Origin of the sequence: Halorubrum sp. C191 (genome assembly GCF_002727095.1) — an archaeon.
Taxonomy (GTDB): Archaea; Halobacteriota; Halobacteria; order Halobacteriales; family Haloferacaceae; genus Halorubrum; species Halorubrum ezzemoulense.
Map to the genome: position 1 here is coordinate 27,098 of NZ_NHNZ01000061.1, position 14,516 is coordinate 41,613.

Genomic DNA, 14,516 nt, shown 5'->3' on the forward strand with positions numbered 1-14,516 from the left:
CGGTGGATCCCGCGACCGCGCCGGTTCTCAGCCGTTGTCGATCGGAGCAGAACGAGCGATTTCTCGGCGTTCAGCGGTCATGCCAATTTAATACAAATCATTAATACTTCAAATATCTCTATAATACAACCGCAGAACAATCTTAATATTTATTTATTCTGATACTTTTCGAATATGCACGAAAGTGTGGCGGAATACGTGGCAGAGCACCCGAAAATGGCCGGCGTCCTGTTCACCGCGCTGCTGCTACTGACGCAGGCGGCGCCCGCTGCGGCGAATATCGCTGCAGCGGACCCGGGTCCGTAATAGAAGCCTATAAAAAGTTCAAATTGTCACTCCAGTCAAGTTCTCCATTATAAAAAACAGGGACTGTCTCTAACTCAAGTGACTCTCGGACTTGATTGTCACTTACAGAATTGAACACCGCGTTTGAGGGTACGACATAGTTTTTTGTCGTGTTAGTTATATTTGGAACATATAGACTGCCAACTCCGTAGGGGCCATTCGGAAAGGCACACATCTTGAAGTCCAATGACTCATCATTCGATTTTATGTCAATAACAACGGCAATTCCACTCCGGCTCTGACAAATCGTCGTTCCCCCGTCGCCGACGACGATGTACTGGTGCCCTGTGATCAGCTCGCGCTTCGCCACGTGAAGCGCGGTGCGGAGGTTGAACCCGCTGTTCATCAGGCGGGCGATGATCCGACCGAGTGTCGTCGCGGGCGAGTTCGCCACGTCCGAGAGGGTGACGATGCCGCCGCGCGAGCCGCGGTGGACCAAGGCCTCGCCCTGCTGGTAGGACTGGCAGGCGTTGAGCAGGAAGGCGCTGACGCCGATTTCGAGGTCTTCGTCCGTCAGGTCGAGGTAGCTGTCCGCGCACTGCATCCCGCGGTCGTCGACGTGCCCAATGTAGTGAAGGAAGTCCACGTCGGATTCGAGGGTCTCGCGCATTTCCGTGCGCGTGAGGTCGTGGCGCACCTCGATGTCGAACTGGACCATGTCGCGGAGCCCGTAGAGGTCGGCGACGTTCCCCTCCTCTCGCATCTGCTCGTCGTTACAGACGACGAGGACGGAGATGCGCGACTGCTCGACCTGACCCGCTTCGAGCCGGCGGTGGTACGCGTCGAGCGTCGCCTTGTTCGCGTCGAGCGGGACGCCGTCGCCGACCCACGCGTGCTCGACGGTGTCGACGGGCTCCGGTCGGACGAACTCTGTCTGGGCCGAGACGCCGCCGCGTTCGGCGGAGGCATCGGCGCCGCGGGTAGTCCCCGCGCTCGTGTCGGCCGTGCTCTCGGCGCCAGCGCTCGCGCCGCCGCGCACGAACTCGGCGTCGCCGAGGGCGCCGCCGTCGGGCGCGACGCCGCCGACCGGGACCTCTCGCCTCGTGGCCGCCGACGGGCTTCGGTCCGCGCCGCCGAAGAAGCCGACGCCGACGCCGCCGTCGTCGTCAACCGGTGTGACGGTCTCCGGCGAGCGGACAATCGACAGCTCGCCGGCGACGAACGGGAGCATCTCCACGTTCTCCGGGTCGGGACGGACGTCCGTCGTCAGTGTCCACTGCGGCAGTTCGGGCTTGATATCTTCGAAGGGGACTTCGAGGTACTCGCCGAGTCGCTCCGCGAGCGGCAGGTTGTACAGCCGCTTCCAGTCGAGGTCGAGGCCCGTCGTCTCGCGCTCGTGGAGGTCGACCGGGTAAAATCCCTCCGTGCGGGCGAGACAGTCCATGTGGAACGACTGTCGGAGCACCCGCGCGGTCCGTTCCTCGAATCCCGGTTCGAGCGGGTAGGTCCAGCCGTCGCCCTCGATCCGCGGGGCGTCGCCGGGAACCACGTCGGCCGCGAAGTAGTACGCCAGCGAGACGACCGGGTAGAGGAACCGGTACTCGGGCGGGACGACGATCCGAACGCCGCTTTCGACGGGTTCGACACGTTCCGGGACGCGGAACTCCTCGGCGGGCTCGATCAGCGGTGGGTGACCCCGCAGAGTGGGGAACGACCGCTCCGGGCTCGTCGTCTGAAGCGCGGAGCCGAGCAGGGAGACGGCGTCCATCAGCGACTCCGGGTCCGTGGGGGTGGTGATCGTCCCCGCCGGCGTCTGGTGGAGCGACCGGAAGCCGAGCCCGACGGTGCCCGGCGTGTCGAGATCGATCCGGGTGGTCCGGTCGGTCGTGGAGACGGAGAACCCGGCATCGAAGGTGAGGTACAGTTTCGTCGGGGCGGGGTCGATCCCGACGTGGTACGTGTCCCGTGGCATCTCGTAGCAGTCGCCCCGGGTCAACAGTACCCCGTCAGCGTCACGAGCTTGAACGACCGCGACCCGCGGGATCTCGATCGCCCCGGTCTCGACTGCGACGCTGGCGTCGACCGGGAAGTAGTGGTCCGACTCCGGACGCCGGCGCGGGTCGACCGGCCGGTCGGTGTACACCTCGAACTGGGTGTTCTCGATGTGGTCGGTGACGGTTATCCCGTCGGCCTCGCGCAGCGGGTCGATGTCGATACTCATTAGCGGGCTCACCGCGGCCGTCGGTCGGGGAGACGGCGACCGACGCCGCGGGGGTGGTACCAGTCCGTTGAGCGAAAGCGGCGATAAAGGTTGTGTCGGTCGGATCGCCGCGGACCGAACGGATAAAGTCCCGGCCGCCCCACCTTCGCGTAATGATAACGCTGGGAACGGCCCGCGCCTCTCCGGGCGAGACGGACACGGGCCGTCTCGAGGTGGGGGAGATGCGAGACGGGAGCCCCGTCCGGCTGCCGGTCGCCGCGATCAACGGCGCGGCCGACGGGCCGACGCTGTACGTCCAGGCGGTGAGCGACGGCGACGAGCTGAACGGGTTGGGCGTCGTCAACCGCGTCGTTCCGCGGCTCGACCCGGCGGAGCTGTCCGGCTCGGTCCTCGTCGTCGGCATCGTGAACCACTTCGCGTTCCAGGCCGCCGAACACCGGAACCCGGTCGACGACCGCAAGATGAACCGCGGGTACCCGGGCGACGCCGACGGGACGACGAGCGAGCGGATCGCCCACGAGACGTTCCAGATCGCCAAGCGCGCGGACTACATCCTCGACCTCCACCAGGGGTCGACGAGCCGGATGATAAACGAGACGCGCGTGCGCTGCGGCGTCCGCCACCGGCTCCACGGCGACTGCCTGGAGCTCGCGAAGGCGTTCGGCTGCGGGCACGTCCTCGATATCAAGGGCCCGGACGGCCAGCTCGCGCGGGCCGGCCCGGAGCACGGCATCCCGACCGTCGACCCGGAGCTCGGCGGCTGCGTCGGCTGGGACGAGGAGTCGATCCGATACGGCGTCGAGGGCGTGTTCAACGTGCTCCGCCACTACGGCTTCCTCGACGGCGACGCCGCGCTCGAATCGCAGACTCGGGCGCGCGGCTTCGATCAGTACGGCTCGCCCGCCGGCGGCCTGGTCCGTTTCGAGTGCGAGCTCGGCGAGCGCGTCTCCGCGGGCGACGTCCTCTTCGAGGTGACAGACACCTTCGGCGCGCTGGAGGGGCGCGTGACGGCCGACACCGACGGCATCTTCTGGCGGACGCGCCGGCTCCCGCAGGTGGCCGCGGGGGAGTACGTCTGCTCGATCGGGACGAACGTCGACACGTACTGATGGGCGCTCCCGACGCTCCGTCGCCGAGGGGGCGAGACCCCCGGCGACTCCGCTGTTCCGCGTGCGGCGAGACGTACCGCGACCGCTGGCGCTGTCGGTGCGGCGAACCCCTCGATTTCGCCGATCCCCCGGTTCCGGACGGTCCCGCGCCCGACCCCCAATCGTTCGACGCGCGCAACGGCCTGTGGGCGTTCGACGACCTGCTCGCCGCCGGGGACGACCCCCGCGACCGGGTGACGCTCGGCGAGGGGATGACCCCGCTCGTCGACGCGGACGCGGGCCGCGAGCTCTCGGGAGACGCGGGGAGCGAAGTCGCACCGTGGAACGCGTCGTTCAAGCTGGAGTACGTCTTCCCGACCGGCTCGTTCAAGGACCGCGGCGCGACCGCGACGCTGACGCGGGCTCGCGAGCTGGGCGTCGAGCGCGTCGTCGAGGACTCCTCCGGCAACGCGGGCGCCGCGATCGCGACATACGCCGCCCGGGCCGGAATGGCGGCCGAGATCTACGTCCCGGCCGACGCCAAGGAGTCGAAGCTCCGCGCGATCCGCCGCGCCGGCGCCGAGCCGGTCCGGGTCGAGGGGAGCCGAGGCGACGTGACGGACGCGTGCGTCGCGACGCTCGACGACCGCGAACGCGCCTGGTACGCCAGCCACGCCTGGAACCCGGCGTTCTTCGAGGGCACCGCCACGGTCGCGTACGAGATCGCGCTCCGTCGCGACTGGAACGCCCCGGACGCCGTCGTGACGCCGCTCGGCCACGGGACGCTCTTCCTCGGCGCCTATCGCGGATTCCGTCGGCTCGAACGGGCCGGCTGGATCGACGAGGTCCCCCGCCTCTACGGCGCGCAGGCGGCCGGCGTCGCGCCGATCGTCAGAGCGCTCCGCGGCCCCGACGCCGCCGACCCGGACGGGACGGTCAACGCCGCGGCCGACGGGATCCAGATCGCCGAGCCGGTCCGCGACCGCCAGATCCGGGCGGCGATCGACGCCACCGGCGGCGACGCGCTCGCGGTCACCGAGGCAGCCGCGACGCGCGAACTCGACCGCCTCCACGCCGCCGGCTTCTACACGGAGCCGACCTGCGCGGTCGCGCCCGCGGCGCTGCGGACCCTCCGCGAGCGCGGCGAGATCCGCCCGGACGAGGACGTGGTCGTCCCGCTGACCGGGAGCGGGTTGAAGGGCTGAGGCGAGCGGGGTCGTCGGCTCTCGGGCGAGGCGGACCGACCTCACCGTTACCACTATTCTACCGGCGCCCCTCCCTTTGCGCATGGAGGTGCTCGTCTACGGCGCCGGCGCGCTCGGAAGCCTCGTGGGCGGGCTGCTGGCGCGTACACACGACGTGACGCTCGTCGGGCGCGACCCGCACATGCGGGAGATTCGGGAGGACGGGCTCCGGATCGACGGCGAGGTCGACGCCCGGGTCGCGCCGCGCGCGCTCACTGACGCGACGCACCGGCGAGCCGACCTCGCCTTGGTCACGACGAAGGCGTACGACACTGACGCGGCCGCTCGCGCGCTCGCGACCGGCGAGTACGACGCCGTCTGCTCGCTCCAGAACGGCCTCACCGAGGAGCGCCTGGTCGCCGCGCTCGACGCGACGGTCCTCGCGGGCACCGCGAGCTACGGTGCCCGGTTCGCCGAGCCGGGCCGCGTCACCTGTACCGGCGTCGGCGAGGTCGTCGTCGGGGCGCTCTCCGGCGGCGCGAGCCCCGAGGCCGCGCGGGTCGGCGCCGCCTTCGACGCGGCGGGCGTCGAGGCGGTCGTGGCCGAGGACATGCCGGCCCGGCGCTTCGAGAAGCTCGCCGTCAACGCCGGGATCAACGGACCGTCGGCGCTCGCGCGGACGGCGAACGGCCCGACGCTCGACGGCCCCGCCGGCGAGGTCGCCCGCGAGGCCGCCCGCGAGACGGCCCGCGTCGCCCGTGCGGTCGGGGTAGACCTGTCCGACGAACGGGCGGCCGACGCCGTCGAGCGCGTCGCCACCGACACCGCGGCGAACCGGTCGTCCATGTACGAGGACGTGGCGAACGGACGCCGCACAGAGGTCGACGCTATCTACGGCGCGGTCGTCGACCGGGGCGACCGGCGCGGCGTGTCGGCGCCGACCTGCCGGACGGTCGGGTCACTGATCCGCGGCTGGGAAGCGGCCCGCGGGCTCCGGTAATGCGGGACCGATTCGGGAAAACGAGACGGCGGCTCTGCTCGGCGACGGCTACGCGCTCAACACCACTCCTTGAGGACGGTCGCGTCGGTCTCGTCGACCGACACCCACGCGTCCTCTCGCGAGACGTCCGCGATGACGAACTCCGGCCGCGACGCCGACGAGTCGACGGACGCCATTACGTCCGGCGCGTCGGCGGCGTCGAGCGCCGGGTCCGTCGGGAGCGCAGTCCGGCGGCGGTCGGGGTCCGGGTCGTCCCATGGAGTGGAACTCCGTGACATGGTTGTGAATAGTTCACAGTACGTATAAGAGTTGCGAACGCGATCGAATTCGGCCGTCGGATCGGAGATTCCGGGGACGCTCTGCCGACGGTTCTTTCCGCGGAGCGCCCGCCGAACGACGATCCGCCGAAACGTGTCGGTTTCTACATCGGCTCGCGGGATCCTGTAGGGCCCCGCCTGACCGGGTCCGATCGCCGCTGACCCGGCCCCGCGCGCTGGCGGTCCAGCTCCGCGTGTCGCTGACTAGACCCTGCGTGCCGCTGACCGCTCCCGCGTGTCGCCGCCCGGCCTCGCGTACCGGTGGTCCGGCTCCGCACACCTTCGCAGTATACAAGAGGTGTCACGCTGAAAGACGGGCATGAACGTCGCAGACGCCATGACGCCCCGCTCGGAGCTCGTCGTCGTCGAGATACCCGGGAGCCGCAACGACGTGTTAGAGTACATCCAAGAGCACGGCTTCTCGTCCGTGCCCGTCGTGAAGGACGTCGACGGCGACGAGGTGTACCGCGGGCTCGTCACGCGCGACGACCTGATCGAACAGCCGGACGAGGACCAGCTCGCGCTGCTGATGCGCGAGGTCCCCACCGTCGGGGCCGCCGCCGACATCGTCGACGCCGCCCGGACGATGGCCGCCGAGGGCTCGCGCCGGCTCCCCGTGGTCGACGGCGACGAGCTCGTCGGTATCGTCACCGTCACCGACGTGGTGCGGGCGATCGCCCGCGGCGAGGTCGACGGCGAGACGCGCGTGGGCGAGCTCGCGACCCGGGCGGTCAACGCGACCCACACCGACACGCCGCTGCCGGTCGCCGAGCGCGAGATCGCGCTCTCGGGGGTACCGTACGCGGTCGTCCTCGACGACGACGCCGCGACCGCGGGGATGCTCACCGAGGTCGACATCCTGGAGGTCGCCCGCGTCGTCGAGGGCGAGGCGAGCACCGGCGACTCGATCGCCGACCAGGACTCCGACTGGTCGTGGGAGGGGATCAAGGCGACGGGCGCGCGCTACCTCCCGACCCGGAACGTCGAGATCCCCGCGGAGGCGGTCCGCCACTTCATGACCGAGGACCTCATCACCGTCAACGCCACGCGGACGGCCAAGGAGGTCGCTCAAGAGCTCATCAGCAACGACATCGAGCAGGTCCCGCTCGTCTCCGGCACCGATCTGGACGGGATCGTCCGAGACGTCGACCTGCTGGAGGGGTTATAATGGCCGCGGACGTGCTCGCCGAGCTCGCGAAGCGCCGGGGCTTCTTCTTCGGATCGAACGGCGCCTACGGCGGCACCGCCGGCTTCTACACGTTCGGCCCGCAGGGCGCGGCGCTCAAGCGGAACGTCGAGGACGCGTGGCGCGACCGGTTTACCATCCGCGAGGGGAACCGCGAAATCGAGGCGCCGACGGTGATGCCAGAGGCCGTGTTCGAGGCCTCCGGCCACCTGGAGGGGTTCGACGACATGCTCGTCGAGTGCCCCGAGTGCGGCGCGTCCCACCGCGCCGACCACCTCGTCGAGGACGTCACGGAGATCGAGGACGCCGAGGCGCTGCCCGGCGAAGAGGTCGCCGAGCTCATCGCCGACAACGACATCGCCTGTCCCGCCTGCGGCACCGAACTCGCCGGCCAGCCGGTCGAGGCGTTCAACCTCATGTTCGCGACCGACATCGGCCCCGGCGACGCCCAACCCGGCTACCTCCGGCCGGAGACGGCCCAGGGGATCTTCGTGGAGTTCCCGCGGCTGAAGGAGTACGCCCGCGGGAACCTCCCGTTCGGGATCACCCAGATCGGCCCGGCCTACCGCAACGAGATCTCGCCGCGCGGCGGGCTCCTCCGCCTCCGCGAGTTCACGCAGGCCGAGTTGGAGCAGTTCATCGACCCCGAGGCGGACGAGCCGCCGCTCGACCGCGTGCGCGACGTGGAGGTCTGCCTCTACCCCGCGACGGAGCAGGAGGCCGACGACGGCGACTACCTCGACACGACGGTCGGCGAGGCGGTCGACGAGGGCGTCATCGGCTCCCCGTGGGTCGGCTACTACCTCGGCGTCGCGCAGGAGTGGTACGAGCGCGTCGGCGTCGACCTCGACCGGTTCCGCTTCCGCCAGCACCTCGCCGGCGAGCGCGCCCACTACGCCGCCGACTGCTGGGACGCCGAGAGCGAGGTCGACGGCGACTGGATCGAGATCGCCGGCTTCGCGTACCGCGGCGACTACGACCTCTCGAAGCACGACGAGTACGGCGACGACTCGTTTACAGTGTTCAAACGGTACGACGAGCCGAAGACGGTCGAGCGCGCGACCGTCGACCCCGACATGTCCGTCCTCGGCCCGGAGTTCGGCGGCGACGCCGCCGCGGTCGCCGAGGCGCTCGAAGCCCTCGCGGAGCGCGACCCCGACGCGTTCGACGGCGAGACGGTCGAGGTGACGGTCGGCGAGGGCGACGACGCCGAGACGCACGCGGTCGACGTCGACGTCGCGGACTTCTCGGTCGAGGCGGTGACCGAGAGCGGCGAGCACATCACGCCCCACGTCGTCGAGCCGTCGTTCGGCGTCGGCCGGACCGTCCAGACGCTGCTCGCGCACGCCTACAGCGAGGACGAGGTCGACGGCGAGGAGCGCACCTACCTCTCGCTCGAACCCGAGGTCGCGCCGCAGGACGCCGCCGTCTTCCCGCTCGTCACCAACGACGACCGCCTGACCGGGCTCGCCGACGAGGTGGCGGCCGACCTGCGGGCCGCCGGGCTCGCGGTCGCGTACGACGACTCCGGCTCGATCGGCCGCCGCTACCGCCGGCAGGACGAGGTCGGCACCCCGTTCTGCGTCACCGTCGACCGCGACGGGATCGAGGGCGACGGGCCCGACACCGTCACGCTCCGCGAGCGCGACTCCGCGGCGCAGGTCCGGATCCCGGTCGCGCACCTCGCCGACGAGCTGACGGCGCTCCGGGAGGGCGAGCCGTTCGCGTCCGTCGCCGACCGGTACGACGCGGTCGACACCGACGTCGAGACGGCGGGGAACTGAGGGCGTGCGTCTCCCGGCCGCCGCGTGGCGCGAGCGCGTGGAGTTCGAGCGGCGGCTGGTCCACGCCAGCGGCACGCTGTACCCGGTCCCGTTCTTACTTGGCTGGATCTCTTGGGAGACCACCGGGCGACTGCTGATCCTCAGCGTCGCGATCGCCGGGGCTCTCGAAGCGCTGCGGCTCGCCGACTCCGTCGGCCCGCTCGCCCCGCTGTACGACGCGCTCGTCCGCGACTACGAGGCCGACGGGATCGCTGGGTACGCGCTGTATCAGGCCGGGATGGCGGCGACCGCGCTCGTCTTCGCGCCCGTCTTCGCCGTACCCGCGATGTGGATGCTCTCCGTCGGCGACCCGATAAGCGGCGGGCTCGGCGAGAACGCGGCGACGGAGCCGAAGCGCCTCCCGGTGGTGGCGGCGATGGTGTTCGTCTGCTTCGGGATCGCCGTCCCGTACGCGATCCCCGAGTTCGGCCCCGATCCGGGCGTGATCGTCGCGCTCGCGGGGGCGATCCCCGCAGCGATCGCCGACGGGCTCCCGCCGCTCATCCGCGGCGTGGCGGTCGACGACAACCTCACCATCCCGCCGGCGGCCGCCGGCGGCATGTTCCTCGCGGCCGCGCTGATCGGGTAGGCGCATCGCCCGGAGCGCAACGGCGGCGCTGTCGCTCGCCGGGCGAAACTGAGAGAAGCGCCGAGGCGGAGATTTGAACTCCGGTGTCCGAATGGACAGTAGATTTCGAATCTACCGCCTTGGCCAGGCTAGGCTACCTCGGCTCGACTTGACGTTGGCCGGTTCCGCTGTTATGCGTTTCGATCGCGGTCGCGGCGCGGTCTCGGACCGCCGGTCCGTCACCCCACCGTTCCGCCGACAACGCTTTTCGGCCCGGCTCCCGTGCGGTGGATATGGACGTCCCCGAAGCGGCCGACGCCTGCGCCCGCGTCGTGAGCGAGGTCGGCGGCGCGGTCGTCGCCGACCGCGAGTTCCTCGACCGCGTCACCCTCGGCATCCTCGCCCGCGGCCACGTCCTCCTGGAGGACGTGCCGGGCACCGGAAAGACCCTCTCAGCGCGCTCGTTCGCGACCGCGCTCGGTCTGGAGTTCTCGCGGATTCAGTTCACCCCGGACCTCCTGCCGGCCGACGTCACCGGCACAAACGTGTTCGACGAGCGCGACGGCTCCTTCAGCTTCTCGCCGGGGCCGATCTTCGCGAACGTCGTGCTCGCCGACGAGATCAACCGCGCCCCGCCGAAGACGCAGGCCGCTCTCCTGGAAGCGATGGAGGAGGGGCAGGTGACCGTCGACGGCGAGACGCACGCCCTGCCGAGCCCGTTCTACGTGATCGCGACGCAGAACCCGGTCGAGAGCGAGGGCGCGTTCCCGCTGCCGGAGGCCCAGCTCGACCGCTTCACGATCAAGACCTCGATCGGCTACCCGGACGAGGACGGCGAGTTAGAGCTCCTCCGGCGGCGTGCCGGCCGCGTCGAGCAGTCGCCGACGGTCGAGCGCGTCCTCGATCCCGACTCCGTGGCGGCGCTGCGGGAGGTGCCGGAGTCCGTCCGCGTCGAGGACGATCTGCTCCGCTACGCGGCGGCGCTCGCGCGGGCGACCCGGGAGGACCGCCGCGTCGAGGCCGGCGTCTCCCCGCGGGGGACACAGCGCCTCTTCGAGACCGCCCGCGCGGCGGCGGTGATCGCCGGCCGTGAGTTCGTCACGCCCGACGACGTGAAGCGGGTCGCGCAGCCGACGCTCGCCCACCGGCTCGTGTTGACGCCGGACGCGGCCGTCAACGACGTCGACGAGCGCGACGTGATCGCCGACGTGCTCGACCGCGTCGCGGTGCCGACGGTGGACGCGGCCGAGGCGTAGCTCCCGTGACGACCGCCGCTATCGCCGCTACTCCGCGTTCTCGTCCCGCTCCGCCAGCAGTTCGGTCGCCGTGAGCAGCGACTCCAGCTCGATGTCGTGCTCGGCGAGCAGCGCTTCCGCGCCCTCCTCGCGGTCGACGACGACCAGCACGCGGTCCACCGTCGCGCCCGCCTCCCGCAGCGCCTCGACCGCGTCGACAGCGGACTGCCCCGTGGTGGCGATGTCCTCGATCACGACGACCTCCTCGCCGTCGCCGAGGCGCCCCTCGATCCGGTTGCCCGTGCCGTACTCCTTCGCCTGTTTGCGCGCGATGACGTACGGACGACCGAGCTCGGCGGCCGTCACCGCCACCAGCGGGACCGCGCCCAGCGCGACTCCCGCCAGCTTCGCGTCGGCGTCGGCCAGCCGGTCAGCGAACGCCTCGGCGACGAGCGTCAGCGCGTCCGGGTCGGTCTCGAAGAGGTACTTGTCGACGTAGTAGTCGCTCGTCCCGCCGTGGGACAGCTCGAACTCGCCGAACCGGACGGCGTCGGCGGCGGTGAGCGCCGCGATCAGCTCGCGTCGTCGGTCGTCGTCGGTCATACGCCGAGAAGGGCCGCGGCCGACAATAAACGGGTCGGAACGCGGAGGGGCTCGTCTCTCTCCCGCCCCGCTCACTCCGCCGCCGGCAGGACGAGCGTCACGGTCGTTCCCCCGCCGCCGAGGCCGTCGTCGAACCGGATCTCGCCGCCGTACGCCTCCACGACCCACGCGGCGATCCACAGCCCGACGCCGGTGTTGTGCTGTAGCTGGGTCACCTCGCGGACGCCGGTGATCACCTCCCGTACCGCGGTCGGCACCCCCGGCCCGTCGTCCGCGACGCTCACACGCACGACCCCGCCGTCCAGGTCGCGCTCGGCGCTCACCGCGACGCGCGGCGCGTCGCCGCCGTGTTCGACCGCGTTCTCGACGAGGTGATCGATCGCGACCGAGAGGCGGTCGTCGCCGCGCACCGCGATCCCCGCCGGCACGTCGGCGGTGATCCGCGTGTCCGGCCGATCGGCCGCGTGTCGCGCGGTGACCGCCTCGACGATCGGTCCCACGTCGACCGGCTCGGGGTCGGTCGCGTACCCCTCCTCGACGATCCCCCGGAGGGTCCCGGCCCCCTCGGCGACGTCGGTCAGCCGCTTGCCCGTGGTCTCGATCCGCCGGGCGTAGTCGCGGATCCGGTCGTCGTCGGTCCGATCGGCGATTTCGCCGGCGAAGCCGAACACGACGTTCAGCTCGTTCCGCAGGTTGTGCCTGAGGATCCGGTTGACGATCCGCACGTAGCGTTCGCGGCGCTTCCGGTCGGTGATGTCGGTGTAGATGCCGAAGGCGCGTCGGTCGCCCTCGGTCTCGTAGCTGAAGCCGCGGAAGAGGAACTCCCGCGGCCCCTCGACGGTCTGTCGTCTGATCTCCTCCGCGGCGAAGCCGTGTTCGCGGACCAGCGCGTCGAGGTCCGCCGCCTCGACGGCGCTCGCCTCGACGCTGTCTCCCAGCCGGTAGTCGTGGATGTCCAACGCCTCGATCGTCCGGCCGCGCAGCGCCGCCTCGTCCACGCCGAACTGCGCCTCGAACGCCGGGTTGGCGCCGTCGATCACCGTCTCGTCGTCTTCGAAGACGACCTCTATCACCGGGTCGGGAATGCGGTCGAACAGCCGCCGGAAGCGGTCGCGCTCGGCCGACAGCTCGGTCCGCGTCCGGAAGAGGTCGGTCGTGTCCGACAGCGATCCGACGACGCCGCCCCCGCGGTCGGACAGCGACGACAGCCGGAGTCGGCCGTGCCGCGGTCCGCGATCGCCGTCGCGCTCGACGCTCAGGTCGACCGTCCTCGTCGGCTCTCGACCGCCCGCGACCTCGGCCGGTGTGCCGGTGAGCGCGCCGACCGCGTCTACCACGCGCTCCGCGTCGTCCGGGGCGACGAGCGCGTCGAGCCGCCGACCGACGATGTCCCCGGTGCCGCCGGCGCCGACCCACTCGGCGAACGGCCCGGTGGCGTAGGTGACGGCGCCGTCGCCGTCGAGGACGCACACCATGTCGTCGACGTTCTTCAGCGCGTCCTCGTAGGTCCGGAGCCGCCGGCGCCGGTCGTTGGCGTCCATCGTGGCGACGGCGTTCGTCGCCAGCAGTTCGAGCACGCTGACGTCGCTCTCGCCGAAGGCGTCCGGCTCTCTGGACCCGACGATGAACACGCCGTGGTCCCCGAGCGGAACCGCGACGAACGACCGCATCCCGTGGTACTCGGTCCGGTCGCCGTTCGACGGGCCGCCGCCGATCGACGCGAGCCGCTCGTCGGTCGCGAGGTCGTCGCACACCCACGTCTCGCCGTCTCGGAACACCGCACCGGTGATCCCCTCGCTCGGCGGTCGCGGGTCCCGGCTGGCGGCGAACGCGTCGCCGATCCCCTCGCTCGTGGCGGCGAGGCGGAGCAGGTCCGCGTCCTCGTCGAAGAGCCGCACGCCGCTTATCTGGTAGCCGAGGATCTGGTCCGCGGCCTCGACCAGCCGCTCGGCGACCCCGTCCGCGTCGCTCTCCCGCTGGACGCGTTCGACGGTCCCGAGCAGCCGTTCGAGCGTCTGCTCGCGGCGCTTCCGCTCGGAGACATCGGCGAAGAACACGGAGAGCCCGTTGGGCGAGGGGTAGGCGGTCACGTCGGTCCACAGGTCGAGCGGCTCGTACCGGTCCTCGAAGGAGACGACCTCTTGGGTCTCCATCGCCCGTCGGTAGTTCCGCTCGTACTTCCGCCCGAGCGCCGCCGGGAACTCCGCCCAGATGTCGGCGCCGATCAGCTCGTCGGCGTCGCGGTCGAGCAGCGTCGCGGCGGCCTCGTTCACGTAGGTGAACCGGAACTCGTCGTCGAGCGCGAAGAACCCGTCCTCGATCCGGTCGAGCGTCTCCTCGAACCGGTCGACGGCCGCAGCCCGCTCCTCGCGGACCACCTCGCGCTCGATCGCGCCGCCGAGCCACTCCGCGAGCAGTTCGACGAACAGCCGCTCCGACGCGTCGAACGGGCGGTCGCGGGGCCCGACGTCGAGGAAACAGAGCGTCCCGTATACCTCGCCGTCGACGACGACCCGACCGCCGACGTAGCTGCCGACGCCGGACCGCTCGTACGCCGGATCGCCGGCCAGCCCCGCCGCCTCTGGGTCGGTGATCGTGACCACGCCCGAGTCGCCCTCGGCCGCGCCGTCGCCTCCGGTCTCCGACCCGCCTTCGGTCGCTCCGTCGCCTCCGCTCTCCTCGCCGCTTCCGGGCGCCCCGTCGCTTTCCGGTCCCGCGCCGGCACCGCCGCGAACCGTTCGCCGGCAGTAGGTCAGCTCCAGCGGGAGCGTCCCGTCGTCGTCGAGCTCGTCCGCCGCGATCGACTCCACAAGCCCGGTCGAGTCCCGGTACCGCTGGATCTCGATCCAGTCGCCCTCGACCCGCGACGAGTAGCCGATCGACAGGTCGAGGTAGTCTCGCCCGAGGTCGAGCAGGGCGTCGACCTGCTCGTCGAGGTCGGCGCACCGGTCCGAGACGATCCGCACGAACGGTTCGAGGAACTCCCGCCCGCCCGCGGTCGTCGGT

At 70.9% G+C, this 14,516-nt stretch carries 11 protein-coding genes and 1 tRNA gene; 7 read left to right on the plus strand and 5 right to left on the minus strand.

The window, feature by feature from the left end:
• Positions 1–313: 313 nt before the first annotated feature.
• Positions 314–2,506 (minus strand): caspase family protein, encoded by a 2,193-nt coding sequence (locus Z052_RS05610; protein ID WP_094520109.1) that lies wholly within the window; start codon positions 2,504–2,506, stop codon positions 314–316.
• 152 nt (positions 2,507–2,658) lie between these two features.
• Here Z052_RS05610 and Z052_RS05615 point away from each other — a divergent pair, with 152 nt between their 5' ends.
• The 3 genes from Z052_RS05615 (at position 2,659) to Z052_RS05625 (ending at position 5,778) form a co-directional block, all read left to right on the plus strand.
• Positions 2,659–3,615, plus strand: a complete 957-nt coding sequence (locus tag Z052_RS05615; RefSeq protein WP_094494406.1) for a succinylglutamate desuccinylase/aspartoacylase family protein — start codon at positions 2,659–2,661, stop codon at positions 3,613–3,615.
• On the plus strand, positions 3,615–4,799 hold the full coding sequence (locus Z052_RS05620; protein ID WP_099288896.1) for a pyridoxal-phosphate dependent enzyme: 1,185 nt from the start codon (positions 3,615–3,617) through the stop codon (positions 4,797–4,799). Before Z052_RS05615 ends, Z052_RS05620 begins: the two co-directional genes overlap by 1 nt.
• Positions 4,800–4,881: 82 nt before the next feature.
• Complete coding sequence (locus Z052_RS05625) at positions 4,882–5,778, plus strand: ketopantoate reductase family protein (protein ID WP_049931379.1); 897 nt, start codon at positions 4,882–4,884, stop codon at positions 5,776–5,778.
• A 56-nt stretch (positions 5,779–5,834) separates the two neighbouring features.
• Here Z052_RS05625 and Z052_RS05630 read toward each other — a convergent pair whose 3' ends face one another.
• The gene (locus Z052_RS05630; RefSeq protein ID WP_094494408.1) at positions 5,835–6,056 is read right to left on the minus strand and encodes a hypothetical protein; all 222 of its coding nucleotides are present in this window, start codon (positions 6,054–6,056) and stop codon (positions 5,835–5,837) included.
• A 358-nt stretch (positions 6,057–6,414) separates the two neighbouring features.
• Between Z052_RS05630 and Z052_RS05635 the strand changes: the two genes are divergently transcribed.
• Genes Z052_RS05635 through Z052_RS05645 form a run of 3 tightly spaced genes read left to right on the plus strand, consistent with a single transcriptional unit; the run spans position 6,415 to position 9,693 of the window.
• Positions 6,415–7,263 (plus strand): CBS domain-containing protein, encoded by an 849-nt coding sequence (locus Z052_RS05635; protein ID WP_049931381.1) that lies wholly within the window; start codon positions 6,415–6,417, stop codon positions 7,261–7,263.
• Positions 7,263–9,065 (plus strand): glycine--tRNA ligase, encoded by a 1,803-nt coding sequence (glyS, locus tag Z052_RS05640; protein WP_049931382.1) that lies wholly within the window; start codon positions 7,263–7,265, stop codon positions 9,063–9,065. Before Z052_RS05635 ends, glyS begins: the two co-directional genes overlap by 1 nt.
• Positions 9,066–9,069: 4 nt before the next feature.
• Positions 9,070–9,693, plus strand: coding sequence for a hypothetical protein (locus tag Z052_RS05645; RefSeq protein WP_049931383.1), 624 nt, complete (start codon positions 9,070–9,072; stop codon positions 9,691–9,693).
• A gap of 58 nt (positions 9,694–9,751) precedes the next feature.
• On the opposite strand, the gene Z052_RS05650 is transcribed toward Z052_RS05645, so the two are convergent.
• Positions 9,752–9,836 (minus strand) — tRNA-Ser (locus Z052_RS05650).
• 129 nt (positions 9,837–9,965) lie between these two features.
• Between Z052_RS05650 and Z052_RS05655 the strand changes: the two genes are divergently transcribed.
• Complete coding sequence (locus tag Z052_RS05655; protein ID WP_049931384.1) at positions 9,966–10,928, plus strand: MoxR family ATPase; 963 nt, start codon at positions 9,966–9,968, stop codon at positions 10,926–10,928.
• A gap of 27 nt (positions 10,929–10,955) precedes the next feature.
• On the opposite strand, the gene pyrE is transcribed toward Z052_RS05655, so the two are convergent.
• On the minus strand, positions 10,956–11,510 hold the full coding sequence (gene pyrE / locus Z052_RS05660) for an orotate phosphoribosyltransferase (RefSeq protein ID WP_049931385.1): 555 nt from the start codon (positions 11,508–11,510) through the stop codon (positions 10,956–10,958).
• A 71-nt stretch (positions 11,511–11,581) separates the two neighbouring features.
• Positions 11,582–14,516 (minus strand): PAS domain-containing protein (locus Z052_RS05665; RefSeq protein WP_241897907.1); only part of this gene is annotated, 2,935 nt, incomplete at its 5' end.